A 25,753-nucleotide genomic window follows, 5' to 3' on the forward strand; every position below is an offset into this window, starting at 1 on the left:
AACAGGTGTGTTTACATTCTCTGCTGCTATTTTTTTAGCCTGTTTCTCCGCCTTCTTTATGGCCCCGGGATCATTACCCTGTGCAAGGGCACGCCTCGCCTCGTCTCTTTTCTGACGGGCTACCGCTTAGGATATGTCGGGGTAGACACCAATGGACAACAATTTTTCACGCCCCATCACACGATACTTCATGCGTCAATAGCGGGAGCCGTTTGTGTTTACCAACAGATATAATCCCCCGCCATCAGTGAGCTTGTAGGGTTTGTCTTGGGGTTTTGCTGTACGCACCTTTACGTCAGTCAAAGGCATTGCGTCTCCTTCTGGGGGTATCAATTTTTAGGGGTACTTTTTAACCCCCAAAAACACCCCTTAATGGGGGTAGATTTGAGTAGACACAGGTTGACATCAGAAGAGATAAATTTCAATTTAACCATTTGTTTTTAATGAAATATATAGACTTGAGTTGACATGAAAAGATGCGTTTTGGCGGAAGATCACAGGAGTCGAACCTGCCCAGGACCGCTGGCGGCCCCAACCGGATTTGAAGTCCGGCCGCCCCACCGGGGACGAGGATCTTCCTTAGAGGAGAGAAGAAGCAAGGCGCTGATTATAGCGCAGTTTGTCCCTGACGCTAAGCGGGAAATAGCGGCCGCCGACGGCGCCGGCGGCCGGTGGTTTACTTCAGCAGGCCCTTCACGTCCAGCAGGATAAACTCGTTGTCGTCCGCCACGTTGGGCTGGCGGCTGGAGGAGAACGGGAAGTTGTTGTCGTTGCCGACGATGATGTGGCTGGCGTCCACCACGTCGACGTTCTCGATGGTGAAGAACGGGAAGGTCAGCACGCCGTCGTTCAGCGGTTTGCGCGCCAGCTTATTCGGATCCTGAATTTTCAGCAGGTCGATATAGGCCTGTTTCTCCACCGGTTTGCCGACGTTATCGTCAGAAAAGGCGATTTTGTATACCCGTTTGAACTTCGCCACCTGGCTGAAGCAGTTGTCGGTCGGTGCGCCGGCGGCGCAGGCTTTGTCCGGCGTGCCTTCACCGTTGTCGCGCTCGATAACCAGACCGTGGGTGGCGTCGATCATATTGAAATCGCCGATGGCATTCTGGTTGTCTTCCAGCACGTACTGCCAGCTGCGGCCGGTCCAGGCCTGTTTTTTCACGTCAAATTCCAGCACCCGCAGATAGCGTTTGCCGTCGAGGTTTTCGAACTTCTCGCCGTCCCACAGCGCGCCTTCCAGCAGCGGATACAGCTTACTGCCGTCCGGTGCCGCCGCCATGCCTTCAAAGCCTTTGGAGCGCGCCACCTGGAAGTTCTGCTTGCCGTCCGGCGCCCCCGGCAGGGTCAACGTCGGGTTGTCCGGCGATTTCACCACTTTGCCGTCCACCCTGGTGTCGAACACCGCCAGCACCTTGCCGTTCAGATCGGCCTTAATCAGATAAGGGCCGAATTCATCGCCGATCCACAGGGCATCATCGGCGAACTGGAAGCTTTCCGGATCGAAATCGCTGCCGGTCAGATAACGCTGCGCGGTGCTTTCATTGACGATGTGGAAAGGCACTTTTTTGTCCGGGTCCTGCAGGAATACCGTTTTCAGCGGCGTGACCGTGCCTTCTTTGAAATCGATGCTGTAGTGATTGAGGTACAGCATGGCGTCCGGCGAGTTGGCCTTGCTGCCGAAACCGTTATCGGTCAGCACCCAGTAGCTGCCGTCGGGCATGTGCTTGATGCCGGAATGGCCCTGCAGCGGCTGGCCCTCTATCGGCAGGCCGATGCCGGTCATGCGATCGGCGGATTTGCCCGCCACGCTGCCCAGCGTGGTGACGCGTGCGCCGCCGGTGTATTTGCCGCTTTGCTGCAGATCGCTCGGCGCGTCCTTGGGCGCGGAAACGGCGGATTTCACCGGCAGCAGCGCATGCCCGGCCAGCGTCGCCGGTACCGGCTGCGCCTCGGCCCACAGGTTGGCGCTCAGCGCCATGCAGCCGACCAGCAGCGCCAGACGGGTTTTGGTGTTGTGCATGTCATGGTTCCCTTATCGTTGTTATCGCCCAGAAGTAAAAGCAACGTCACTATAGGGAGCCGCAATGACAGAAATATTATTCGGCGAATGCCCGCCGGTAGCTGTGCGGATGGAACCGCCAGGTAATGGCGATCAATACCGCGACCAGCAGCGCGTGTAGCTGCCAGTCGAGCACAAAGCCGCCGCTGTAGTCGCGCAGCAGGCCGGAAAGATAAGGCGTCACGCCCGCCAGCAGAAAGCCGATGCCCTGCATAAAGGCCACCAGCCGCCCGGCGGCGGCCGGCTGATGAAGATGATCGAGCGCCAGCACCAGGCACAGCGGGAAGGCGCCGCCCAGCCCCAGGCCGGAGATCAGCACCCACAGCCACGGCAGGGTCTGCGGCAGGTAGATCAGGCCGATAAAACCGACCAATTGCATCAGCAATGCCAGCAGCAGCAAGGGCCGCCGGTCCTGCCCGCGCGCCAGCGCCGGCAGCAGCAGCGCCCCCACCACCTGGCCGAAGGTCATCAGCGCCAGCAGCGAACCGCTGGCCTGCGGCTGCCAGCCGAGCTGCATATAGTACGGCGGCAGCCAGGCGATCAGGCTGGTGTAGCCGCCGTTGATCAGACCGAAATAGGCACCGAGCAGCCAGGCGCGGCGGTTGAACAGCAGGCTCGGCCCCTTGGCCGCACCGGCAGCGGACAGGCGCGTCAGCCCGCGGCTGACCGGCCACCAGGCGAGCAGCGCCACCAGCGCCGGCAGCGCCCACCAGGCCAGCGCGCTGTGCCAGCCGTGGCCGAGGTTCATCAGCCAGGGGGTAAAGGCCGCCCCCAGCCCGCCGCCGCCCATCAACGCCGCCGACCACAGCCCGGCCACCAGCGCCATTTGCCTGAGGAAATGGTGTTTGATAATGCCCGGCATCACCGCCTGGATCACCCCGATGCCCAACCCGCCGAGCACCGCGCTCAGCAGCAGCTGCGTGCTGTCCGGCGCCAGTTCGCGCCAGGCAGCGCCGAGGCCGATGGCCAGCAGGCTCAGCGCCACGCTGCCGCGTTCGCTGCACAGGCGGTTGATCGCCCCGCCCGCCAGCGCCATCAGCCCCATCATCAGCACCGGCAGCGTGGTCAGCAAGGCCGCGCCGCCAAAGCTCAGCCCGGTGGCCTGGCGCAGCGTCGGCAACAGCGGGCCGATCGAGGTCAGCAACGGGCGCATGTTCAGGCCGATCAGCACCAGCGCCAACAGCAGCGGGTTGAACCCGCGGCGCGGCGAGGTAGGATTAATAGAATGATTTTGCACGATATATTCCTGGTACTGCGCGAGAAAGAGTGCGGCGTCACAGAGGATGCGCCGCAGCGTTGCGTTACTCTAGGCAACGCCGCTAGTATTGGGAAATTAAATAATAAAATAGCCAACAGTGGGAAAATGAATCGTTACCCGATGTTCAATCCGCAGCTGCTGCTCAGCTTCGTGGCGGTGTGCGACAGCAACAGCTTCACCCGCGCCGCGGAACGGGTGTTTTTGTCGCAGTCCACCGTCAGCCAGCAGGTGCGCCGGCTGGAGGAGATGCTGGGCAAACCGCTGTTCGAACGCTCGTCGCATCAGGTACTGCTGACCGAAGAAGGCGTGAAGCTGTTGAGCTACGCGCGGCGCATTATCGCGCTGAACGAAGAGGCGCACGACGCGCTGACCGGCGTCTGGCGCGACGGCGTGCTGCGGCTCGGCATGCCGGAGGATTTCGCGGTGCCGACCACCGGGCTGCTGGCCGAATTCAGCCGCGAGCACCCGCACCTGCGGCTGGACGTCACCAGCGGCCTGAGCGCCGATCTGCACAGCGCCTATGCGCGCGAAGAGCTGGATCTGATCCTGGTGAAACAGCGCCGCAGCCAGCCACCGCGCGCCGCCAGGCCGGAACCCTTGCTGTGGCTGGACAGCCAGGCCTTCCCGGCCATCGAGCAGTCGCCGGTGCCGCTGGCGGTGTTCCCGCTCAACGGCCTGTACCGCGAGGAGCTGTGCCAGGCCCTGGACAACCTCGGCAAACGCTGGCGCATCGGCTACAGCAGCGCCAGCCTGGCGGCCCTGACCGCCGCCTGCGCCGCCGGGTTGGGCGTTACCCTGCTGCCGGCCGGTTGCAGGCTGCCGGCGCACCGGGTGCTGGGCGCCGCCGAAGGCCTGCCGCCGGTAGAGAGTTTCGAGCTGGCGCTGTATTACCGCGACGGCGCGCCCGCCGCCACCCCGACGCTGGCGGCGCGGCTGCAGGCATTTTGCGGGTTGGTTTAATCGGCACCGTGAACCGGGCTGCAAATTTGACGCGCTGCGCTGTTATGGCCACCTGTTGAGCAGTAGGCTCATTCTCCCAACCTTTTTATCGCGGCCCTGCGCCGCGCCGCACAGGACCCGTTCGCCATGTATATCGGCATCGATCTCGGCACCTCCGGCGTTAAAGTGATTTTGCTCGGCGAACAGGGGCAACTGCTCGCCAGCCACAGCGAGCCGCTGGCCATTTCCCGCCCTCATCCGCTGTGGTCCGAACAGGCGCCGCAGGACTGGTGGCGCGCCACCGACAGCGCCATGCTGGCGCTCGGCGGCAAACACCCCCTGCAGCAGGTCAAAGCCATCGGCCTGAGCGGCCAGATGCACGGCGCCACGCTGCTGGACGAACACCAGCAGGTGCTGCGCCCGGCCATCCTGTGGAACGACGGCCGCAGCTTCGCGCAATGCCTGGCGTTGGAACAGGCGGTGCCGCGGTCGCGCCGCATCACCGGCAATCTGATGATGCCGGGTTTTACCGCGCCGAAGCTGCTGTGGGTGCGGCAGCATGAACCCGAGCTGTTCAGCCGCATCGACAAGGTGCTGCTGCCTAAAGACTATCTGCGCTGGCGCCTGACCGGCGAATTCGCCAGCGACATGTCAGACGCGGCGGGCACCCTGTGGCTGGACGTGGCGCAGCGCGACTGGAGCGACGAGCTGCTGGCCGCCTGCGGCCTGAGCCGCCGCCAGATGCCGCAGCTGTTCGAAGGCAATCAGGTAACCGGCCGGCTTCGCCACGAACTGGCGAAGCGCTGGGGCATGCCGCCGGCGCCGGTGGTGGCCGGCGGCGGCGATAACGCGGCCGGCGCGCTCGGCGTGGGGCTGTATCAGCCCGGCCAGGCAATGCTGTCGCTCGGCACCTCCGGCGTTTATTTTGCGGTCAGCGACGGCTTTCTCAGCAACCCGGCCGGCGCGGTGCACAGCTTCTGCCACGCGCTGCCGAACCGCTGGCATCTGATGTCGGTGACGCTCAGCGCCGCTTCCTGCCTGGACTGGGTCTGCCGGCTGACCAACGTCGACGGCGTGGCCACCCTGCTGCGCAACGTCGAACAGGCCGCACCGGCGGAAACGCCGCTGTGGTTCCTGCCCTACCTGTCCGGCGAGCGCACGCCACACAACAATCCCAACGCCAAAGGCGCGTTCTGGGGGCTAACGCACCAACACGGGCCGAACGATCTGGCGCGCGCGGTGCTGGAGGGCGTGGGGTTCGCCCTGGCCGACGGCATGGATGCGCTGCACGCCGCCGGCCTGCAGCCCACCGCCGTCCGGCTTATCGGCGGCGGCGCGCGCAGCCCGTTCTGGCGGCAAATGCTGGCGGACATCAGCGGCCAGCGGCTGGAATACCGCACCGGCGGCGACATTGGCCCGGCGCTGGGCGCGGCGCGGCTGGCGCAGATCGCGCTCAACCCGCAGCGGCCGCTGGCCGAACTGCTGCCTGAGCTGCCGCTGGAACAGCTGCACGCGCCGGATGCCGAACGCCACCGGCAATACGCCGGGCGGCGCGCCACCTTCCGCGAACTGTATCGCTGCCTGCTGCCCTTGATGCAAGCGGGCGGTCATTGCCAAATCGAATAGTCACTATTGGCAAATGTCGCTGCCAACCCGCCGGTTCCTCTCCTAAATTGGGGGTGTTTTGATGCATCCCCCCTCTGGATTAAGGAACCGAACGTGGAAAAAGCCCAACAACAAAGCCGCAGAGCCTTCCTCAGCCAAACCGGCAAAATCACCACCGCCTGCGCGGTGATCGGCCTGACCGGCGGCGTGGCGCAGGCCGCCCCGGCCGCCGCCGGCCAGTGCGATCCGCAGCCGATGAGCCTGACCGACCGCCACTACCTACTGAGCGAGGTGCGGCTGGAGGACGGCTTCGAATACGACGGCGAGACGGTGATCGGCACCCGCACCGCGCTGTATCAGCTGGAAATCAAAGACGGCAAGATCGCCGCCATCCACGCGGCGGACGCCGCACCGCCGGCCGGCATTCCTCGCTATAAGGCGCGGGGCCAACTGCTGCTGCCGGCGTTCCGCGACATGCACATCCACCTGGACAAAACCTTTTACAGCGGCCCCTGGCAGGCGCCGCGCCCACGCCAGGGCAAAACCATCATGGACATGATCGCGCTGGAGCAGACGCTGATCCCCAAACTGCTGCCCACCTCGCAGCAGCGGGCGGAAAACCTGATCGCCCTGCTGCAGTCCAAAGGCAGCACGGTGGCGCGCAGCCACTGCAATATCGATCCGGTCAGCGGGTTGAAGAGCCTGGAGCACCTGCAGCGCGCGCTGGAAAATCACCGGGCGGATTTCAGCTGTGAGATTGTCGCCTTCCCGCAGCACGGCCTGCTGCATTCCAAAGTTGACGGCCTGATGCGCGAAGCGATGCAGATGGGGGTGCAGTACGTCGGCGGGCTGGATCCGACCAACGTCGACGGCGCGATGGAGAAGTCGCTGGACGCGATGTTCCAGATCGCCCTCGACAGCGGCAAGGGGGTCGACATCCACCTGCACGAAACCAGCCCGGCCGGGGTGGCGGCGATTAACTACATGATCGCCACCGTGGAGAAAAACCCGGCGCTGCGCGGCAAGGTCACCATCAGCCACGCCTTCGCCCTGACCACGCTCGCCCCGGGCGAACTGGCGGAAACCGCCACCCGGCTGGCGCAGCAGCAGATCACCATCGCCTCGACGGTGCCGATCGGCGGCCTGATGATGCCGCTGCCGCAGCTCAGCGAAAAGGGCGTATTTGTGATGACCGGAACCGACAGCGTGATTGACCACTGGTCGCCGTTCGGCAGCGGCGACATCCTGGAGAAGGCCAACCTCTACGCCCAACTGTATCGCGGCTCCGACGAATTCCATCTGTCGCGCGCCATGGCCATTTCCACCGGCGGAGTGCTGCCGCTCAACGATAAAGGCCAGCGCGCCTGGCCCAAGGTGGGCGATGGCGCCGAGTTTGTGCTGGTCAACGCCAGCTGCTCCGCCGAAGCGGTGGCCCGTCTGCCGGCGCGCAGCGCCACCTTCCATCAGGGCCGCCTGGTGGCCGGGCAGGTCAGCAAAGCCTGAGGCTGGTCCGCCGGCGCCACCATGATGGCCGTTTTTGGCCTTCTTCCTTATCGGTTAGCGGCGCAGTATGGCGCTATACCTGATTGGCGGAGGGCCGAAAATGTCACATAGCGCGTTATTGATCATCGATGTTCAGCAATCATTCCAGCATCGCCCATTCTGGCGGGAAGAAGACCTGCCCGCTTTCCAGCAGGCGTTAACGCGCCTGATCGACGGCTGCCGGCGCCAGGGCGCGGCGCTGGTCGACGTGCTCCACGTTTCGCCCGAGGGGCCTTTCTCGCTGGCTTCCGGCCACGTACGGCGCCTGCCGTTCCTCAGCCACCAGGCGGATGTTACCCTGCACAAGCGGGTGCACAATGCGCTGACCGAATCGGGGCTGGACGCCTGGCTGCGCGAGCGGCGGATCGATCATCTGATTATCTCCGGCATTCGCACCGAGCAGTGCTGCGAAACCACCGCCCGGGTGGCTTCGGATCTCGGCTATCGGGTGACCTTCGTCACCGAGGCGACGCTGACCTTCCCGATGCAACACCCCGACGGCCAGGCCTTTACCACCGAACGGCTCAAGCGGCATACTGAGACCGTGCTGGTCGATCGTTTCGCCCGCATCGCCAGCGTGGATGAGGCGCTGGCGCAACTCGCACAGGAGTAATCATGCCGCAGGCGGTCTATTTTCTGCTGTTGCCCAACGTGCTGTCGCTGGACGTCAGCGGCCCGGCGGAAACCCTGCGCCTGGCCGGGCAGTTCAGCTTGCGCTACCTCGGCCCGACGCCGCAGATTGTCTGCTCCATCGGCATGACCCTGGGCGGGCTGCACCCCCTGCCCGATCGGCTGGAGGACGGCGCCATTCTGGTGGTGCCGGGCGTCAGCGATTCGCAGCATTTTCTGGCCGGTGAAGAAGCCGGCCAGGCCCGGCGCTGGCTGGCGGCGCTGCGGCCCGACCTGCAACGGGGGCGCATCACGCTGGTCTGCATCTGCTCCGGCGCGCTGCTGGCGGCGCAGGCCGGGCTGCTCGACGGCTATCAGTGCACCACCCACCACGACGTCATCGAACGCATTCGGCTGCAGGCGCCCGCCGCGCAAATCAAAGAAAACCGCATCTTCGTCGAAGATCGCAGCGTCTATACCAGCGCCGGCATCACCGCCGGCATCGATCTGGCCTTGCACCTGATTCACCGCCACTGTGGCGCCGCTGCGGCGCGCGACGTCGCTCGGGAGATGGTGGTGTATTTTCGCCGCTCCGGCGACGATCCGCAGCTTTCGCCCTGGCTGCGCTATCGCAACCACCTGCACCCGGCGGTGCACCGCGCGCAGGACGTGATGGCCGCCGAGCCGGAGGCCGAATGGACGGTGCCGCAGGTGGCGGAAAAAGCGCACGTCAGCGGCCGCCATCTGGCGCGGCTGTTCCGCAACCATGTCGGCATCAGCGTGCGGGAATATCATGAACAGCTGCGGCTGGCGGTGGCGCAACAGCGCTTGCAGCAGGGCTATGGGCTGGAGAAGGCCGCGCTGGCGGCCGGTTTCTCCTCGGGCCGCCAGCTGCGGCGCGCGCAGCGGCGCCAGATGCCGGCGCTATGACACCAGGCGGCGGGTATCCAGCCGCTGCAGGCCCGCAGACAACAGCAGGCTGAGCGCCAGCGCCACGCCGAACACCCAGAAAATATCCAGCAGCGGATGCGCGGTAAACTCCAGGTGCCGGCTGCGCATAAAGTTGACGATAATGGCGTGAAAACCGTAGATCGCCAGCGAATGGCGGGAGAACAGGCTCAGCCAGCCGATCGGCTCCGGCAGGCAGTTTTTAAACCATATCAATAGCGATACCGCGGCGATAAACACCAGCGGACCGCAGTAGATGTAATAGGTATCGGCGAAGTTGCCGTTGATAAACAGCTGGCTCTTGGTGCCGCGCACGATCAGCGCCACGCTGAGCGCAAACCCCGCGGCCGCCAGCCAGCCGACGCCGCGCCGCCCGGTATCCATCATGCCAATCGCCCGCCCGGCCAGCGCATACAGCAGGTAGTAGAAGGTATCGCCGTAGATATACAGGTTGACCGGCAACAGGTGAACGTTGCCGAACGCCAGCTTGCCGGTATTGGGGTTGGCGACCACCGCCAGCACCGCCAGCACGGCGGCCAGATAGCGGCGCGACGCCGGTTTGACGCTAATCAGCGGCGACAGCAGGTAAATGACGGCGATGGCGTAGAAGAACCACAGGTGATAAAACACCGGCTTCAGCAGGATACCGCGCAGCGAGGGCCAAAAACCTATCCTGGTGAAGGCCGCGATGTAGATAAGCGCCACCGCGCTGTAAAACAGAATGCAGCAGGCGATGCGAATGAAGTGCTTGCGGCCGGCGCTCTTCTCGCCGAAGAACAGGTAACCGGAAATCATGAAAAACAGTGGCACCGACACGCGCGACATCGCGTTCAGCAGGTTGGCGGTATCCCAGCCGTGCAGCCCCACCGCCGTGCCGCTGGTGACGTAATAGGTGGTGGCGTGGATCATCACCACCATCATGCACGCCACCGCGCGCAGGTTATCTATCCAGCCGATTTTATTGCTCAAACGCTCGTCCAATAGGATGCCTACTACTCAAAATAATTGGAGTGGCATCGCGGCGGCAACTGAACGAATCCCCAGGCGCTGACGCAAGACAGTGACCGGGGTGAACGAAGGCAGCCAACAAAGATGCAACTTCAAATATGACGAGTATATTTATATGTTAATAGAGGTTATAGAGCACGGCGGCCGGCGACAACCCCCAAGCGCAATATCAGAATGTGCTGAAACAACACCTTATGATTGCTATGGTGAACAATTGGCGGCAAAATAGCCGGCATAACTCGCTCAGTTTGCGCTTCCCGCCCTGGCAGTTCCTTTTTTCTTCTTTACTATCAGTACAATAAATATGAAAACGACTTTACCACCTGCGGCACGTCTGGGCCGACAGGCGCTTTTATTCCCTCTTTGTCTGGTGCTGTTCGAATTCGCCACCTATATCGGCAACGATATGATCCAGCCCGGCATGCTGGCGGTGGTGGCGGACTTCAACGCCGGCGAAGAGTGGGTGCCGACCTCCATGACCGCCTATCTGGCCGGCGGCATCTTCCTGCAGTGGCTGCTCGGGCCGCTGTCGGATCGCCGCGGCCGCCGCCCGGTGATGCTGGCCGGGGTGGCGTTCTTTATCGTCTCCTGCCTGGCGATCCTGCTGGTGACCAACATCGAGCAGTTTATCTTTATGCGCTTCCTGCAGGGCATCGGCCTGTGCTTTATCGGCGCGGTCGGCTACGCCACCATTCAGGAGTCCTTCGAAGAGGCGGTGTGCATCAAAATCACCGCGCTGATGGCCAACGTGGCGCTGATCGCCCCGCTGCTCGGGCCGCTGGCCGGCGCGGCGCTGATCCACGTCGCGCCCTGGCAGAGCATGTTCGTGCTGTTCGCGGCGCTGGCGGCCATCGCCTTTTACGGGCTGTGGAAAGCCATGCCGGAAACCGCCACCCTGCAGGGCGAGGCGTTTTCCGCCGCCAACCTGTGGCGCGACTATCGCCAGGTGCTGAGCAACCGTCGCTTCATCTGCGGCGCGCTGGCGATAGGTTTCGCCAGCCTGCCGCTGCTGGCCTGGATAGCCCAGTCGCCGGTGATCCTGATCAGCGGTGAGTCGCTGTCGACGCTGGATTACGGCCTGTTGCAAATTCCGGTGTTCGGCGCGCTGATCCTCGGCAACCTGACGCTGGCCCGCATGACCGGTAAAAACAGCGTGGAGCGCCTGATCAAGCTGGGCGCCGGGCCGATGATGCTGGGGCTGCTGGTCGCCGCGCTGGCGACCCAGTTCTCCAGCCATGCCTACCTGTGGATGACCGCCGGGCTGAGCCTGTACGCCTTCGGCATCGGCCTGGCCAACGCCGGCCTGTATCGCCTGACGCTGTTCTCCAGCGCCGTCAGCAAAGGCACGGTGTCCGCCACCATGGGCATGCTGAGCATGCTGGTGTTTACCGTCGGCATCGAGCTGGCCAAGGTGGCCTACGTTTGGGGCGGCAGCGGGTGGTTCAACCTGTTCAACCTGCTCAGCGGCCTGTGCTGGCTGGCGCTGGTGGCGCTGTTCCTCAGCAAGCGCCGCAGCGGCGGCGTAACGCCCGCGACGAGCGAAGCGCTGTAACCGTCAACGGGGCTAAGGCCCCGTTTTTCTTCTGCTATTTATCGCTATCAACCGCCAAACAGCCCGCTGTCGCGCAGCAGGTGTTGGTTGCCCTTGCGGCGGGTAAAACCGCTGCGATCGAAGAATTCCAGCACCTGGATCGCCAGCTTGCGGCCGACGCCGAGCCGGTCGCGGAAGTCGGCGGCGTTGGCGCTGCCCTGCTCCGCGTCGAGCTGGCGGATCAGCGCGGCAAACTGTTCGATGCGGCTGCTGAGATAGTAACGATCCACCACTACCGCCGTCACGAGCCCCAGCTGGGCCGCCTTGCGCAGCAGCGCCCGCACCTGCGCCTCATCCTCGCCCAGTTCGGCGGCCAGATCGCGCACCCACCAGGCTTCGTCGCCGAACAGCGGTTCAATCCGCTGCCATAGCGGGGTTTCTTCGGCGCTGAACGCCAGGCCGTGCTCCGGCAGATGCAGCCAGCCGCGCGTATTGCGCAGCGCGCCGGCCTTCAGCAGCCGATCGATCATCATAAACACCAGCGCTTCAGGCAGCTGCGGCAGCGCCATGCGCCGCAGACGCGCGCGCCCCAAGCCGAGCTGATCGGCATGCTGTTGATGGTATTCCGCCAGTACCTGCTGCAGGCGGCTTTCGGCCTGCCGCACATTGCCCATCGCCAGCGCGTCATCGCCGGCGATCAGCAGTTGGTGCTCCGCCAACAGCGCCGCCAACCCGCCTTCGCTCAGCTGACGCGCCCAGGCGAACGCCGCCAGCGGCAATGGCCCGTGCGGCAGCTGCAGCGCCAATGCCTGACGATCGTCTTCGGCCTGCGCCAGCGCCGCCAGCCGGGCCAAAAACGCCGGCTGCCGCTTGCCGCGCTTTGGCGCGCTCAGGCTCAATACCCGGGCGGCGCCCAGCGTCTGGCGCGCGCCGATGTCGCGCAACACCAGCCGATCCTGTTCCGCCAGCCACAGCGGGCGATCGAGGATCAGTTCCGCCAGGCCGCTGTTCAACAACGAAACCCGTCCGGTGATATGGCTGGCGGCATGGTGCAGATGCACCGGCTGCCAATGGCGGATCGGCGCATCGGCTTCCAGCGCAACCAGAATGCGCTCTGCCGCCGCCAACGGCCGCTGCGCCAGCAGCCAGTCGCCGCGGGCAATTTGCGCTTTGCCGACGTCGCCGCTGAGGTTCAGCGCAATGCGTTGGCCGGCCTGCGCCCGTTCAACCGGCTGGTTCTGGGCATGCAGGCCGCGCACCCGCACCGGGACGTCGGCACCGGTCAGCCACAGCGTATCCCCCAGCGCCACCTGGCCGCCGAGTGCGGTGCCGGTCACCACCAGCCCGGCGCCCTTGACGCTGAAGGCGCGATCCACCGCCAGGCGAAACCGCCGCGTCAGCCCATGTTCGCCAGGGCGCAGCGCCAGCAGATGCGCGCGCAGCGCTTCGATGCCGGTTCCCTGCGCCGCCGCGGTGACGAACAGCGGCGCATCGGGCCAACCCTGCCGGGCCAGCTCTTCCTGCACCTGGCGGCGCACCTCGCCGAGCCGCGCCTCGTCCACCCTGTCGGCCTTGGTGAGCGCGACCGTCAGCGCCGGGCGCCCGCTCAGGCGCAGGATCGCCAGGTGTTCACGGGTCTGCGCCATCACGCCGTCATCGGCGGCCACCACCAGCAACGCATGGTCAATGCCGCCAACGCCCGCCAGCATATTGGCGAGAAACTTTTCGTGGCCGGGCACGTCGATAAAGCCCAATACCCGGCCGTCGGGCTGCGGCCAGTAGGCGTAGCCCAGATCGATGGTCATGCCGCGGCGCTTTTCCTCCGGCAGGCGATCCGCATCGATCCCGGAGATCGCCTGCAGCAGGGTGGTCTTGCCATGATCGACGTGGCCGGCGGTAGCGATAATCACGCGTTCAACGCCTCAAGCAGCGCGCCTTCCTGCTCCAGGCAGCGCAGATCCAGCCATAACCGGCCTTCGCTGATGCGGCCGATCACCGGCTGCGGCAGGCGGCGCCAGCGTTCAGCCAGCGCTTCCAGCGTCGCGCCGCGGCCGTCGAGCGGCGCAAAGGTCAGCGCATAGCTTGGCAGGCGATCGACCGGCAGCGAACCGCTGCCAATCTGCGACCAGCAGGGTTCGGCGCGCAGCTGGAAATGCGCGCCGTAGCGCGGCGCCAGCGCCGGCAACAGGCGGTCGGCCATCTCCTGCATCGCCCACTGCGGGCGGGTCAGCAACCGCAGCGTCGGCAGCTCTCGCGCCAACAGTTCCGGCTGCTGATACAACCGCAGCGTGGCTTCCAGCGCCGCCAGGGTTATCTTGCCGACGCGCAGCGCGCGTTTGAGCGGGTGCTGCTGCAGGCGGGCGATCAGCGCCTTTTTGCCGACGATGATGCCGGCCTGCGGGCCGCCCAGCAGCTTATCGCCGGAGAAGGTCACCAGATCCACCCCGGCCGCCAGCAGCCGCTGCGGCATCGGCTCGGCCGGCAGGCCGTATTGCGCCATGTCGATCAGCGAACCGCTGCCCAGATCGGTGGCGGTCGGGATGCCCAGCTCCGCCCCCAGCTGCGCCAGCTCGGCCTCGTCCACCGCTGCGGTAAAGCCCTGGATGCTGTAGTTGCTGGTGTGCACCTTCATCAGCAGCCCGGTCTGTTCGCCGATGGCGTTGCGGTAATCTTTCAGGTGGGTGCGGTTGGTGGTGCCCACCTCCACCAGCTGGCAGCCCGCCTGACGCATCACGTCGGGGATGCGGAACGCGCCGCCGATCTCCACCAGCTCGCCGCGCGACACCACCACCTGCTTGCCGGGGGCGACAGCCGCCAGCATCAGCAGCACCGCCGCCGCGTTGTTATTGACGATGCAGGCGTCTTCAGCGCCGGTCAGTCGGCACAGCAAATCCGCCACCGCCCGATCGCGGTGGCCGCGCCCGGCGCCGTCCAGATCGTATTCCAGCGTCACCGCCGCGCCCATGGCGCTCGCCACAGCCTCCATCGCCGGCTGCGCCAGCAGGGCGCGGCCGAGGTTGGTATGCAGCACCGTGCCGCTGAGGTTGAATACCGGCAGCAGCGCCGAACGCTGCTGCCTGGCCAGTTCGGCGGCCAACGCCTGGGGCCAGTCGCCGCACCAGTCCGGCAGCCGTTGTTGCCGTTTGATCGCTTCGCGCGCCTGCGCCTGCAGCCGGCGCAGCAATTCGCCGATCAGCGTTTGGCCGTGCTGCGCCACCAGCGGTTCAATGGCGGGCTCGCGCAGCAGGCGGTCGATAGCGGGTAACTGGCTGTAAAGAAGGTGGGATTCAGTGCTCATGGTCGCTCGGTTTTCAGTTTAGAGGTATCGGCGTAACACCACCCCCGCGGCAGCGGGGGTAAAGGATAATCAGGGCGGCAGGGTGCGGGCGAAGCTCTGGCGGGCGAACAGGCGGTCGGCCAGCTTGACCAGCGCCGGGCGTTCGACGCACCAGTTGGGCAAAATGCGGCGGAAGTTCAGGTAGCCCAGCGCGCAGCCGGTGGCGATATCCGCCAGCGTCAGCTGCTCGGCGTTCAGCAGCGTTTTTTCCCGCGCCAGCTTTTCCAGCGCGTCGAGCCCGTGCGACAGTTTGTCGCGCTGGCGCAGTATCCAGTTTTCATCCTGCTTTTCCGGCGCGCGCTTGCTTTCGCGAAACAGCGTGGCGGCCGCCTCTGTGACGCCGTCGGCCAGCGCCTCCACCTGCCGAATGCGCAACGCCGCGCCACGGTCGGCGGGTAAAAACGCCGGCGCCACCGCCAGCAGCTCAAGGTATTCGGCCACCACCGGCGAGTCGTAGAACACCTCGCCCTCGTCGGTCACCAGCACCGGCACCTTGGCGAGCGGATTGTGCTCAACCACCTTGCTGCCCGCCTCGTAGGGCACGTCGTTAACGAACTCGAAGGCGATGCCTTTCTCCAGCAGCAGCACGGAGATCTTGCGAACAAAAGGACTGGTGTAGGTGCCGATAAGCTTCATCCGTCTTCCCTCGCGTGTTTGGAACTGCGGCGTTGGCGCAATCGCCTTATTTCACCGCCAGGGTGTCAATAACCCGCTGCACCAGCGCCTGGTGCACCTCCGGCGCTTTGGCCGGCGACAGCATTTGCAGCGTGACGACGCGCTTGTTGATCACCGTCAGCATAATGGTGGACACCACCTTTTGCCCGCTGATGGTCTGCTCGGTATCCACCCGATGGAATTTCTGTTTGCCGACGGTGAAATTCTCTTCTTTGGTGGTCTGGATATTCTGATAGCGGTCGGCCAGCACGCTGAGGGCGCTCTGCGACAGCTCCTTCAGCATCTTGTCGCTGCCGTTGAGCTTCATGCCGTCCGGCGGGATCACTTCGGAAGACACCGCGCTCTGGCGCGACCTGCCGTCGAGGAAGCGCTGAATGGTGGACATGCTGTCGTTGATGATGCCGCTGTTCTCGGTCTGATCGCTGAAGCCCGGCGGCAGTTCAAAGGTGATTTTGCCCTTTTGCAGCGACACGCTCAGCCCTGGCGGCGGCGCAGGTTTGGTTTCCACCATCGGCGGCGGCGGCGCAGGCTGCGCTACGGTCGGTTTGGCGTCGGGCTTCGGCACCTCGGGCTTGGCGTCGTCCTTGTTGTCGCAGGCCGCCAGTCCGATCGCCAGCACGGCAACCGCGGTCAATTTTGCAATGGTCTTCAACATCGTCTTCCCTTTCCTATCGCTTGGCGCGTCATTGCGTAAACGTAGCAACTCGCCCGGGCGAATGCCAGAAGCCCAGTCTGAAATAATGAACCTTCCCGGCAGCGCAGCAGCCGATCGTCATTCCGCCGGGAACAGGAACGGATTAATGCTGCTGCGGCCAAAACCTTCGTCTTCCATTCTGGCGTCCAGCACCAGCGACGCCAGATCGTCGGCCACCGCTTCCACCTTGGGATCCTTTTCCTGATACAGGATTTTCAGGTAGGTGCCGCAGTCGCCGCAGCTTTCCGCCTTCACCGCCGCCTGCTCGCTGTCCAGCGACCAGTAGTTGAGATCGCGGGTTTGTTCGCAGTTGCTGCATTTAATCCGCACCACGTGCCATTCGCTCTCGCACAGGTTGCAATGCAGGTAGCGCAGGCCGTTGACGGTGCCGATATGCACCATGCTGGCAACCGGAATGCTGCCGCACACCGGGCAAAACTGGCGATTTTCGCCGTATTCGGCGCGCGCCTTGCCGGGGATCAGGCTGGCCATCTGCGCCCAATAGAGCGACAGCGCGGCCCAGATAAAGGGCGCCTTCTCGCTGCCGACCCGGCTGAATTCGCGGTTGAGCAAGGCGTCGGCCATCAGCTCCAGCTCATGCACCGAGGCTTTTTCCAGGTTGTCCAGCACTGCCAGAATGTGCTCCGGCGCCTGCGGGCGCAGCTCGGCGATCAGCGAGGCGAGCAGCAGCCGCCAGTGTTCGCTGCGCGGGTAAACGCTCAGATCGAGCGGCGGCTTGCCGCTGGCGGCGCCCTGCTGCAGCGCTTCGGTCAGATCGAGCTGCAGCGGGTTGTCGTGCAGCGCATGGTGCTGCGCTTCGGCCAGTTGGGCGGCGAAGTTCAGGTAGTCGCCCAGCGGGTTGTCGAGCGCCAACTGGCGCAGGCGTTCCGCCCGGCGGCTGTACAGGCTTTTCAAATTGGCGAAAAGTAACGGCGGGATGGTTTCCGCCGTTGTGGACTTCTCGCGCTGTGCCCCTAACTGCTCTTTAGGAACGATGCGGATGCTCATCAGGGTTTGTCTTCCTGTTGTTTCTCGCGGACCTCACGGTACCAGCGCGGATGATGTTTCTTGGCCCAGGCCGCCGGCACCCAGCCTTCGACCATCGCGGTAATGGTGCCTTTTACCCAAAGCGCGGCGTAAATGTGCACCATAATCACGATGATCAGGCCGACCGCCGCCAGCGAATGCACCAGCAGCGCGATGCGGATCAGCGGTATCGGGAACGACGGCGCGAAGTACGGCCGCCAGATCACCACGCCGCTGGCCAGCAGCAGCACCAGGCTGATGATTGCCGCCCAGAATACGCATTTCTGCCCGAAATTATAGCGCCCGGTGTCACCCACTTCCTCGTTCATGGCGATTTTGTGGATGTTCTTGGCCCAGAGGATATCCTCGCGGTTGATCAGGTTTTCCTTCCAGTAACGCAGGAACATGATCAGGAAGGCGGCAAACATGATAACCCCGACGAAGGGGTGCAGAATGCGCGCCAGCTGCGGCGTACCGAAGATGTTCATCAGCCAGTTGAAGGACGGGAAAAAGAACCCCAGCCCGCTGATGGCGGCGAACACGAAACAGAACGCCACTATCCAGTGGTTGATCCGCTCCGGCGCGCTGTAACGCTGAATGCGCTTTTCCTTTCTCATTTGCGCGTATCCTCATCGTGCGGCTCGTCGTGGTCTTCCTCTTCGACGCGGTTGGGGCCGACGCCGACGTAGTGGAACACGCTGGCTGCGAAGGTGGCGGCAAAGCCGATGGCCGCCAGGGGTTTCCACACGCCCTTCCAGAAGGTCACCGCCGGGCTGATGCTCGGGTTATCCGGCAAACCGTGGTACAGCTGCGGTTTGTCGGCGTGGTGCAGCACGTACATCACGTGCGTGCCGCCCACGCCCGCCGGATCGTACAGGCCGGCGTTCTGATAGCCGCGGGTGTTCAGCTCGCTGACGCGATCGGCGGCCACCTGCTTCATCGCTTCCTTGGTGCCGAAGTGGATGGCGCCGGTCGGGCAGGTTTTCACACAGGCCGGCTCCTGGCCGACGTCCACGCGGTCGACGCACAGGGTGCACTTGTACACCCGGTTGTCGTCCTTGTTCATGCGCGGCACGTCGAACGGGCAGCCGGCGATGCAGTAGCCGCAGCCGATGCAGTGCTCGGACTGGAAATCGACGATGCCGTTGGCGTACTGGATGATCGCCCCTTCCGACGGGCAGGCCTTCAGGCAGCCCGGATCGGCGCAGTGCATGCAGCCGTCCTTGCGGATCAGCCACTCCAGCTTGCCGTTTTCCTCCACTTCCGAGAAGCGCATCACCGTCCACGACTTGGCGGTCAGATCGGCGGGGTTGTCGTACACCCCGACGTTGTGCCCGACCTCGTCGCGAATGTCGTTCCATTCGGAACAGGCCACCTGACAGGCCTTGCAGCCGATACAGGTGGTGACATCGATCAGTTTGGCCACTTCTTCCTGGTGATCACGGGCGCGCGGCGCCGGCGTGAAGCCATTGGTGGCGGATTTACGAATGATGTCCTGAGATTGCATTGCCATAATTCGTCTCCGTTACACCTTTTCCACGTTAACCAGGAACGCCTTGAACTCCGGCGTTTGCGTGTTGGCATCGCCGACAAACGGCGTCAGCGTGTTGGCGATAAAGCCTTTCTTCGCCACCCCTTCGTAACCCCAGTGGATCGGGATGCCGATGGTGTCGACCTCCTGGCCGTGCACCTGCAGCGTGCGGATGCGCTTGGTCACCACCGCCTTGGCCTTGATATAGCCGCGGTTGGAGCTGACCTTCACGGTATCGCCGTGCTTGATGCCTTTTTTCTCCGCCAGCTTCTCGCCGATCTCCACGAACTGTTCCGGCTGCGCGATGGCGTTGAGCAGCGCGTGTTTGGTCCAGTAGTGGAAGTGCTCGGTCAGACGGTAGGTGGTGCCGACGTACGGGAACTTGTCGGATTTGCCCATCGCCGCCAGATCGTCCTTGAACACGCGCGCCGCCGGGTTGGACACCACGTTCGGGTGCAGCGGGTTGGTGCCGAGCGGCGTTTCGAACGGCTCGTAGTGTTCCGGGAACGGCCCTTCCGCCATCTTGTCGGTGGCGAACAGCCGGCCCATGCCTTCGGGCTGCATGATGAACGGCCCCACGTCGCTGCCCGGCGCGGCGGTGCCGTAGTCCGGGATATCCACCCCGCCCCACTTGGCGCCGTCCCACTCCAGCAGCTGCCGCTTGGCGTCCCACGGCTTGCCCTGCGGGTCGGCCGAGGCGCGGTTATACAGGATGCGGCGGTTGAGCGGCCACGCCCAGGCCCAGCCCAGCGTGTTGCCGAGGCCGGACGGATCGGCGTTGTCGCGCCGCGCCATCTGGTTGCCGGCCGGCGTCCAGCTGCCGGCGAAGATCCAGCAGCCGCTGGCGGTGGTGCCGTCGTCGCGCAGCTGAGCGAAGGAGCTGAGCTGCTCGCCTTTTTTCACCAGCACTTTGCCGTCGGCATCCAGCAGGTCCGCCAGCGCCTTGCCGTTGCTTTCCTGCGCCACTTCTTCGGCGGCGGGGTTGTCCGGCGTCAGGTAATCCCAGGTCATGTTCAGCACCTGTTCCGGCACCGCGCCGCCGTCGCGCGCGTACATTTCGCGCAGGCGGGTGAAGATGCCCGCCAGGATTTCCCCGTCGTTCAACGCTTCGCCCGGGGCGTCGGCGCCCTTCCAGTGCCACTGCAGCCAGCGGCCGGAGTTGACAATTGAGCCGTTTTCTTCGGCAAAGCAGCTGGACGGCAGGCGGAACACTTCGGTCTGGATCGTCGACGGATCGACGTCGTTGAACTCGCCGTGGTTCTGCCAGAAGTTGGAGGTCTCGGTGTTGAGCGGATCGATGGTCACCAGGAACTTCAGCCTGGACAGCGACGCCACCACCTTGTTCTTGTTCGGGAACGAGGCCACCGGGTTGAAGCCCTGGCAGAGGTAGCCGTTGACCTTGCCTTGCGACATCATCTCGAAGTACTGCAGCACGTCGTAGCCTTTGTCCCACTTCGGCAACCAGTCGAAGCCCCAGCCGTTGTCCTTCTGCGCCTTGTCGCCGTAGAAGCTCTTCATCATGCTGACGAAGAATTTCGGGTAGTTGCCCCAGTAGTTCACCTGGCCCGGCAGCAGCGCCTTCGGCGTGTTGGCCTTCAGGTAGGTGTCGAGATCCGTCTGCTTCTCCGACGGCAGCGTCATGTAGCCCGGCAGGCTCTGCGACAGCAGGCCCAGATCGGTCAGGCCCTGAATGTTGGAGTGGCCGCGCAGCGCGTTGACGCCGCCGCCCGCCATGCCCATGTTGCCGAGCAGCAGCTGGATCATCGCCATGGTGCGGATGTTCTGCGCGCCGACCGAGTGCTGTGTCCAGCCCAGGGCGTACAGGAACGACGCGGTTTTATCCGCCACGCAGGTTTCGGCGATGTATTCGCACACCTGCAGGAAATCTTCCTTCGGCGTGCCGCAGATGTTGGTCACCACCTCCGGCGTATAGCGGCTGACGTGCTGCTTGAGCAGGTTCCACACGCAGCGCGGATCCTGCAGCGTGACGTCGCGCTTGGCGTAGCCGTTCTCGTCGAACTGGTAGTTCCAGGTGGTTTTGTCGTATTTGCGGTTTTCCGCGTCGTAGCCGCTGAACAGGCCGTCGTCGAAGGCAAAGTCTTCCCGCACCAGCAGGCTGGCGTTGGTATAGGCCTCGACGTACTCGCGGTTGATCTTGTTGTTGGTCATCAGGTACAGCAGGACGCCCGACAGGAAAGCGATGTCGGTCCCGGAACGGATTGGCGTGTAGAAATCCGCCACCGATGCCGTACGGGTAAAGCGCGGATCGATGACGATCAGCTTGGCTTTATTGTGAATTTTGGCTTCCATCGCCCAGCGGAACCCCACCGGATGCGCTTCCGCCGCATTACCGCCCATGACGATAATCAGATTCGCGTTCTTGATATCAACCCAGTGGTTGGTCATCGCACCGCGACCAAATGTTGGAGCAAGACTTGCTACCGTTGGTCCGTGTCAGACACGCGCCTGGTTGTCTACGGCAAGCATGCCGAGAGCGCGACTAAATTTTTGCGACAAATAACCGGTTTCGTTGCTGGCGGCAGAGGCGCACAGCATGCCGGTGCTCAGCCAACGGTTGACGGTAACGCCCTGTTCGTTGGTTTTGATGAAGTTGGCGTCACGGTCTTCTTTCATCAGCTTGGCGATGCGGCTGAAGGCGTCGTCCCAGCTGATGCGCTGCCATTTGTCTGAGCCTGGCGCGCGGTATTCCGGGTACTTGAGGCGGCTTTCGCTGTGGATGAAGTCGACCAGCCCCGCGCCTTTCGGGCAAAGCGCACCGCGGTTTACCGGGTGATCCGGATCCCCTTCAATGTGGAAAATGCTTTCTTTGGCGTTTTTGGCGCCATCACCAAGGCTGTACATCAACAGCCCACAGCCGACGGAACAATACGTACAGGTATTACGGGTTTCGCGGGCGCGCAGCAGTTTGTACTGCCGGGTCTCCGCCAACGCCACTTCCGGGGCAAAGCCCAGCGCGGCTACCGTCGTTCCTGCCATACCGCCAGCGCAGATCTTAAAGAACTGCCTTCTGCTGACCTGCATGGGGTCTCCTTTCACTCTCGATTGTCACATTGTTTCAAATGGCGCTCTCCCCCAAAAGCGGGAAGCGCGAATGTCACTGTTGTTATGGTTGCTGCAAGCGGCGATAATATTACCACAGCGTGCTTGTGGTTGTTACAAATCGGTGCGGCTAAAGTGAAGGCTATCGCCCTGAGAGCGCACATAAATGTGACCACAGTCACATCTTCTCCCTGCCGCCTGCCGCACGATACCTACAGTATAGAGATTAACCAAAAACCCGCAGGAGGCGTGGGGCAAATAGAGCTGTGCCGAGAGACATCAGGCGGTTGCCTTCCCTTCTCCGCGCAGTTAACCACACTCTTAGTAGGGCATTGATAATCATTTTCAATATCATTTAATTAACTATAATGATCCGACTGCTTACGCGGTGCTCGCACCTTGCGCCGCCCATACACCACTGGAGATGATGATTATGAGTTATTCACTGCCATCCCTGCCGTACGCCTACGACGCACTGGAACCGCATTTCGACAAGCAGACGATGGAAATCCATCACACCAAACACCACCAGACTTACGTCAACAACGCCAACACCGTGCTGGAAGCCTACCCAGAGCTGACCAAATACAGCGTTGAAGAACTGATCCAGGATCTGGATAAAGTGCCAGCCGACAAGCGCACCTTCATGCGCAACAACGCCGGCGGCCACGCTAACCACAGTCTGTTCTGGAAAGGCCTGAAAACCGGCACCACCCTGGGCGGCGATCTGAAAGCGGCCATCGAGCGCGATTTCGGCAGCGTTGAGAAATTCCAGGAAGAGTTCGAGAAAGCGGCAGCCACCCGTTTCGGTTCCGGCTGGGCCTGGCTGGTGCTGAAAGGCGACAAACTGGCCGTGGTCTCTACCGCTAACCAGGACAGCCCGCTGATGGGCGAAGCCGTTGCCGGCGCTTCAGGCTTCCCAATCATTGGCCTGGACGTGTGGGAACACGCTTACTACCTGAAATATCAGAACAAACGCCCAGACTACATCAAGGCATTCTGGAACGTGGTTAACTGGGACGAAGCCGCCGCACGCTTCGCCGCGAAGAAGTAATTCGCGCCATTCCCTGCAGATGCCCGCTGATGCGGGCATTTTTTTGCCCAAAATCCGCTAAAGTTTGACCGCCCTTTGCCGATGGTTTGTTCAATTGACGTTCGCCCGAAAAGGAAAAACATTATGGCGGCATTGCAAACATTGGCAGGAAAATTCACCCACCTCACCGTAGGTAAAAAGCTCGGCCTCGGCTTCTCGCTGATGCTGTTGCTGGCGATTATCATCGCCGGCACCGGGGCGCAGTACCTGCACATCATCGAGTCCCGCTCCGATCGCATCGACTTCAGCAACCGGCTGAACGACGAGATCAATCAGGCCAAATATAACCGCGCGATGTTCGGCCAGACCTATAAGCCGGAATATCTGAAGAGCAACCGCGCCAACATCGAAAACGCCGTCAACCTGATCGGCCAGGGGCAAAACCTGGACTGGGACCCGCAGAGCCGCAAAGATCTGCAGCGCCTGGTGACGCTGATCGGTGAATACCAGCAGCAGCAAAACGCCTTCGAGCAGGCGGTAACGGCAAAAGACGCGGTGCGCCAAAGCTGGAACATGTCCGAGGTGCAGGCCAGCCTGAGCCAGGTCGAGCGCCAGCTCACCAACGGCGATCTGCAGCTGGCCTTTATCCAACTGAACCAAAAGCTGACCCAGGTGCGCTACGGTGCGCGCGGCCTGCTGTTGAGCCTGAGCCCGGAGTCCGAGGCGCCGCTGATCGCCGCTATCGATGAGGCGCGCGACGCCGCCGGCGCCCTGAGCCGCCGGGTCAGCGATGCGCAACGGCCCCAGCTGCAGCCGCTGCTGGCCGCACTCGACGATTACAAAAGCCGCATTGCCGCCTATCTGCCGGCCTATCAGCAGGAACAGCAGATCAGCCGGCAACTGGGCGAGCGCGCCCAACAGATCGGCACGCTGGTCAACGCCTTTATGCAGGATGAGCTGGCGCAAACCCATAACGACATCAATCTGGCGCAGTTGCAGATGGGCGTCACCACCCTGATAGCCATCATCGCCGGGGTGCTGATCGCCTGGCGCATCACGCTGCAAATCACCCGCCCGCTGCACAGCACCCTGGCGATGGCGGAACGCATCGCCAACGGCGACCTGCGCCAGGCACAGACCAGCGACCGCCGCGACGAACTGGGCCAGTTGCTCAACGCGGTGGCGGCAATGAGCCAAAACCTGCGCGACATGATTGAGAAGATCCAGATGGGGGTCAGCCAGGTGTCCACCGCCGCGGCGGAGATCGCCGCCGGCAATACCGACCTGTCTTCACGCACCGAGCAACAGGCGGCCGCGGTGGAAGAAACCGCCGCCAGCATGGAGCAGCTGACCGCCACGGTGAAACAGAACGCCGACAACGCCCACCACGCCAACCAGCTGGCTACCGACGCTTCACAGACCGCACAACAGGGCGGCACGCTGGTGGAGAACGTGGTCAGCACCATGCGCGATATTTCCAGCAGTTCTCAGCGTATCGCCGAAATTACCACCCTGATCAACGGCATTGCCTTCCAGACCAACATTCTTGCGCTCAACGCCGCAGTGGAAGCGGCGCGCGCCGGCGAACAGGGGCGCGGTTTCTCGGTGGTGGCCAGCGAGGTGCGCAATCTGGCGCAGCGCAGCGCCCAGGCGGCCAAAGAGATTGAAGGGCTGATCGCCGAATCGGTCAGCCGGGTGCAGACCGGCACCGAGCTGGTGGAGAACACCGGCAGCACCATGGAACAGATTGTCCGTTCGGTCACCCACGTGCGCGACATCATGGCCGAGATCGCCGCCGCCTCCGACGAGCAGACGCGCGGCATCGCCCAGATTGGCCAGGCGATCGTCGAAATGGACCATACCACCCAGCAGAACGCCGCGCTGGTGGAAGAGTCCGCCGCGGCCGCCGATTCGCTGGAGGAACAGGCGGAAATGCTGCTGCAGAGCGTCTCGGTATTCCGCCTGGCGGAGCAGGCCGAACCGGCCGCCGCCCGGGCCATCGCGCCTAAGGCACCCACGGTTAAACAACCGGCCGCCAACCCGGCGACGGAAGATAACTGGACCACCTTCTGACGCCGCTCCCGCCCGGCGCGTTTCGGGCGGGTTATTCTGTTCCTGCCGATCAACTCAGGCTATGCTGAACCTTCGACGCGAGACACGGAGGCGCATATGCATCACCCAGAGGTTTACATCGGCAGCATCCAACCCTACGCAGGCGGGCGCCCCAGCGCCATCGCCAAACGCCAGGTGGATGGCGCCGTCAGGCTGACGCCGCTCGGCCTGGAAGGCGACGAGCAGGCGGAGAAAAGCTACCACGGCGGGCCGGACCGCGCGCTGTGCCACTACCCGCGCGAGCACTACGCCCACTGGCGCCGGCAGTTCCCGGCGCAGGCGGAGCTGTTCAGCGCGCCGGCCTTCGGCGAAAACCTCTCCACCGAGGGGCTGACCGAACGCAACGTGTTTATGGGCGACATCTACCGCTGGGGCGAGGCGCTGATCCAGGTTACCCAGCCGCGCTCTCCGTGCTTCAAGCTCAACGACCATTTCGCCATCGACGACATTTCGGTGCTGATGCAGCAGAGCGGCCGCTGCGGCTGGCTGTACCGCGTGGTCTCCCCCGGCATGGTCAGCGGCGATCGCCCGCTGGAGCTGGCGGCGCGCACCAGTGACCTGTCGGTCGCCGACGCCATCGGCATCGCCTGGCATATGCCGTTCGATGAAGAGCAGTACCGCCGTCTGCTGGCGGTGGCCGGGCTGTCGGCCAGCTGGAGCAAAACCATGCTGACGCGCATCCGCGAAGGCCGCCTCGAAGACTTTAACCGCCGCCTGCTGGGGCGCTGAAAAACACCGACCGGGTATAATACCGTTGTGCAACTTCTTTCAGGCAGGAGCAGAAGC

The 25,753-nt window shown here is 63.6% G+C and carries 20 protein-coding genes, 1 tRNA gene and 1 pseudogene; 9 read left to right on the top strand and 13 right to left on the bottom strand.

What is annotated here, in order from left to right; translation table 11 throughout:
* Positions 1 to 15 precede the first annotated feature (15 nt).
* The 4 genes and pseudogenes from KHA73_RS22745 to KHA73_RS22760 all read right to left on the bottom strand — a co-directional run.
* Positions 16 to 309 (bottom strand): annotated as a pseudogene (locus KHA73_RS22745) (Arm DNA-binding domain-containing protein); the annotation flags it as partial.
* 175 nt (positions 310 to 484) lie between these two features.
* Positions 485 to 579: transfer RNA gene (locus tag KHA73_RS22750), tRNA-Sec, on the bottom strand.
* A 97-nt stretch (positions 580 to 676) separates the two neighbouring features.
* Positions 677 to 2,020, bottom strand: coding sequence for an esterase-like activity of phytase family protein (locus KHA73_RS22755; RefSeq protein ID WP_234586931.1), 1,344 nt, complete (start codon positions 2,018 to 2,020; stop codon positions 677 to 679).
* Positions 2,021 to 2,096: 76 nt separating this feature from the next.
* Positions 2,097 to 3,296, bottom strand: a complete 1,200-nt coding sequence (locus KHA73_RS22760; protein WP_314725590.1) for a cyanate transporter — start codon at positions 3,294 to 3,296, stop codon at positions 2,097 to 2,099.
* Positions 3,297 to 3,422: 126 nt separating this feature from the next.
* Here KHA73_RS22760 and KHA73_RS22765 point away from each other — a divergent pair, with 126 nt between their 5' ends.
* The 5 genes from KHA73_RS22765 to KHA73_RS22785 all read left to right on the top strand — a co-directional run bounded on the left by KHA73_RS22765 (position 3,423) and on the right by KHA73_RS22785 (position 8,942).
* Positions 3,423 to 4,277 (top strand): LysR family transcriptional regulator, encoded by an 855-nt coding sequence (locus KHA73_RS22765; RefSeq protein WP_234586933.1) that lies wholly within the window; start codon positions 3,423 to 3,425, stop codon positions 4,275 to 4,277.
* Between the two features lie 126 nt (positions 4,278 to 4,403).
* Positions 4,404 to 5,882 (top strand): xylulokinase, encoded by a 1,479-nt coding sequence (gene xylB, locus KHA73_RS22770; protein ID WP_234586934.1) that lies wholly within the window; start codon positions 4,404 to 4,406, stop codon positions 5,880 to 5,882.
* A 93-nt stretch (positions 5,883 to 5,975) separates the two neighbouring features.
* Positions 5,976 to 7,364: an amidohydrolase family protein gene (locus KHA73_RS22775; RefSeq protein ID WP_234586936.1), complete on the top strand. Its 1,389-nt coding sequence runs from the start codon at positions 5,976 to 5,978 to the stop codon at positions 7,362 to 7,364.
* Positions 7,365 to 7,464: 100 nt separating this feature from the next.
* Positions 7,465 to 8,016, top strand: a complete 552-nt coding sequence (locus KHA73_RS22780) for a cysteine hydrolase family protein (protein WP_234586938.1) — start codon at positions 7,465 to 7,467, stop codon at positions 8,014 to 8,016.
* A gap of 2 nt (positions 8,017 to 8,018) precedes the next feature.
* Positions 8,019 to 8,942, top strand: coding sequence for a GlxA family transcriptional regulator (locus tag KHA73_RS22785; protein ID WP_234586940.1), 924 nt, complete (start codon positions 8,019 to 8,021; stop codon positions 8,940 to 8,942).
* Here the strand turns inward: KHA73_RS22785 and KHA73_RS22790 are convergent.
* Positions 8,937 to 9,929, bottom strand: coding sequence for an acyltransferase (locus tag KHA73_RS22790; RefSeq protein WP_234586941.1), 993 nt, complete (start codon positions 9,927 to 9,929; stop codon positions 8,937 to 8,939). The genes KHA73_RS22785 and KHA73_RS22790 overlap by 6 nt on opposite strands.
* A 343-nt stretch (positions 9,930 to 10,272) precedes the next feature.
* Here KHA73_RS22790 and KHA73_RS22795 point away from each other — a divergent pair, with 343 nt between their 5' ends.
* Entirely contained in the window at positions 10,273 to 11,520 is a 1,248-nt protein-coding gene (locus tag KHA73_RS22795) for an MFS transporter (RefSeq protein WP_234586943.1), read from the top strand.
* 47 nt (positions 11,521 to 11,567) lie between these two features.
* Here the strand turns inward: KHA73_RS22795 and selB are convergent, their stop codons facing one another.
* From selB to fdnG, 8 genes are all read right to left on the bottom strand, one after another.
* On the bottom strand, positions 11,568 to 13,409 hold the full coding sequence (gene selB, locus KHA73_RS22800; protein ID WP_234586945.1) for a selenocysteine-specific translation elongation factor: 1,842 nt from the start codon (positions 13,407 to 13,409) through the stop codon (positions 11,568 to 11,570).
* Complete coding sequence (gene selA, locus KHA73_RS22805; RefSeq protein ID WP_234586946.1) at positions 13,406 to 14,797, bottom strand: L-seryl-tRNA(Sec) selenium transferase; 1,392 nt, start codon at positions 14,795 to 14,797, stop codon at positions 13,406 to 13,408. The genes selB and selA overlap by 4 nt, the downstream gene beginning before the upstream one ends.
* Before the next feature lie 69 nt (positions 14,798 to 14,866).
* On the bottom strand, positions 14,867 to 15,472 hold the full coding sequence (locus KHA73_RS22810; RefSeq protein ID WP_234586948.1) for a glutathione S-transferase: 606 nt from the start codon (positions 15,470 to 15,472) through the stop codon (positions 14,867 to 14,869).
* A 46-nt stretch (positions 15,473 to 15,518) separates the two neighbouring features.
* Positions 15,519 to 16,166 carry a DcrB/PsbP domain-containing protein gene (locus KHA73_RS22815; protein ID WP_234586950.1) on the bottom strand — a complete coding sequence of 216 codons (648 nt, stop codon included), beginning with the start codon at positions 16,164 to 16,166 and terminating at the stop codon, positions 15,519 to 15,521.
* Positions 16,167 to 16,283: 117 nt separating this feature from the next.
* Positions 16,284 to 17,213 (bottom strand): formate dehydrogenase accessory protein FdhE, encoded by a 930-nt coding sequence (fdhE, locus tag KHA73_RS22820; RefSeq protein ID WP_234586952.1) that lies wholly within the window; start codon positions 17,211 to 17,213, stop codon positions 16,284 to 16,286.
* Positions 17,213 to 17,848 (bottom strand): formate dehydrogenase cytochrome b556 subunit, encoded by a 636-nt coding sequence (fdoI, locus tag KHA73_RS22825; RefSeq protein ID WP_234586953.1) that lies wholly within the window; start codon positions 17,846 to 17,848, stop codon positions 17,213 to 17,215. Before fdoI ends, fdhE begins: the two co-directional genes overlap by 1 nt.
* The gene (gene fdxH, locus KHA73_RS22830) at positions 17,845 to 18,744 is read right to left on the bottom strand and encodes a formate dehydrogenase subunit beta (RefSeq protein WP_234586955.1); all 900 of its coding nucleotides are present in this window, start codon (positions 18,742 to 18,744) and stop codon (positions 17,845 to 17,847) included. The genes fdoI and fdxH overlap by 4 nt, the downstream gene beginning before the upstream one ends.
* Positions 18,745 to 18,756: 12 nt before the next feature.
* Positions 18,757 to 21,804 carry a formate dehydrogenase-N subunit alpha gene (fdnG, locus tag KHA73_RS22835; RefSeq protein ID WP_234586957.1) on the bottom strand — a complete coding sequence of 1,016 codons (3,048 nt, stop codon included), beginning with the start codon at positions 21,802 to 21,804 and terminating at the stop codon, positions 18,757 to 18,759.
* Positions 21,805 to 22,255: 451 nt separating this feature from the next.
* On the opposite strand from fdnG, the gene sodA reads away from it, so the two are divergent.
* From sodA to yiiM, 3 genes are all read left to right on the top strand, one after another.
* Positions 22,256 to 22,876 (top strand): superoxide dismutase [Mn], encoded by a 621-nt coding sequence (gene sodA / locus KHA73_RS22840; RefSeq protein ID WP_234586959.1) that lies wholly within the window; start codon positions 22,256 to 22,258, stop codon positions 22,874 to 22,876.
* Positions 22,877 to 22,999: 123 nt separating this feature from the next.
* Positions 23,000 to 24,928, top strand: coding sequence for a methyl-accepting chemotaxis protein (locus KHA73_RS22845; RefSeq protein WP_234586960.1), 1,929 nt, complete (start codon positions 23,000 to 23,002; stop codon positions 24,926 to 24,928).
* Positions 24,929 to 25,024: 96 nt separating this feature from the next.
* On the top strand, positions 25,025 to 25,696 hold the full coding sequence (yiiM, locus tag KHA73_RS22850; RefSeq protein ID WP_234586962.1) for a 6-hydroxyaminopurine reductase: 672 nt from the start codon (positions 25,025 to 25,027) through the stop codon (positions 25,694 to 25,696).
* Positions 25,697 to 25,753: the final 57 nt, after the last annotated feature.

Source organism: Serratia entomophila (assembly GCF_021462285.1).
Classification (GTDB): domain Bacteria; phylum Pseudomonadota; class Gammaproteobacteria; order Enterobacterales; family Enterobacteriaceae; genus Serratia; species Serratia entomophila.

Bases quoted from the DNA above. Each gene is read 5' to 3' on its own strand.
- KHA73_RS22755 (WP_234586931.1), bottom strand. From the start codon at position 2,020: ATGCACAACACCAAAACCCGTCTGGCGCTGCTGGTCGGCTGCATGGCG.
- KHA73_RS22765 (WP_234586933.1), top strand. From the start codon at position 3,423: ATGAATCGTTACCCGATGTTCAATCCGCAGCTGCTGCTCAGCTTCGTG.
- xylB (WP_234586934.1), top strand. From the start codon at position 4,404: ATGTATATCGGCATCGATCTCGGCACCTCCGGCGTTAAAGTGATTTTG.
- KHA73_RS22780 (WP_234586938.1), top strand. From the start codon at position 7,465: ATGTCACATAGCGCGTTATTGATCATCGATGTTCAGCAATCATTCCAG.
- KHA73_RS22785 (WP_234586940.1), top strand. From the start codon at position 8,019: ATGCCGCAGGCGGTCTATTTTCTGCTGTTGCCCAACGTGCTGTCGCTG.
- KHA73_RS22795 (WP_234586943.1), top strand. From the start codon at position 10,273: ATGAAAACGACTTTACCACCTGCGGCACGTCTGGGCCGACAGGCGCTT.
- selA (WP_234586946.1), bottom strand. From the start codon at position 14,797: ATGAGCACTGAATCCCACCTTCTTTACAGCCAGTTACCCGCTATCGAC.
- KHA73_RS22810 (WP_234586948.1), bottom strand. From the start codon at position 15,472: ATGAAGCTTATCGGCACCTACACCAGTCCTTTTGTTCGCAAGATCTCC.
- KHA73_RS22815 (WP_234586950.1), bottom strand. From the start codon at position 16,166: ATGTTGAAGACCATTGCAAAATTGACCGCGGTTGCCGTGCTGGCGATC.
- fdhE (WP_234586952.1), bottom strand. From the start codon at position 17,213: ATGAGCATCCGCATCGTTCCTAAAGAGCAGTTAGGGGCACAGCGCGAG.
- fdoI (WP_234586953.1), bottom strand. From the start codon at position 17,848: ATGAGAAAGGAAAAGCGCATTCAGCGTTACAGCGCGCCGGAGCGGATC.
- fdxH (WP_234586955.1), bottom strand. From the start codon at position 18,744: ATGGCAATGCAATCTCAGGACATCATTCGTAAATCCGCCACCAATGGC.
- sodA (WP_234586959.1), top strand. From the start codon at position 22,256: ATGAGTTATTCACTGCCATCCCTGCCGTACGCCTACGACGCACTGGAA.
- KHA73_RS22845 (WP_234586960.1), top strand. From the start codon at position 23,000: ATGGCGGCATTGCAAACATTGGCAGGAAAATTCACCCACCTCACCGTA.
- yiiM (WP_234586962.1), top strand. From the start codon at position 25,025: ATGCATCACCCAGAGGTTTACATCGGCAGCATCCAACCCTACGCAGGC.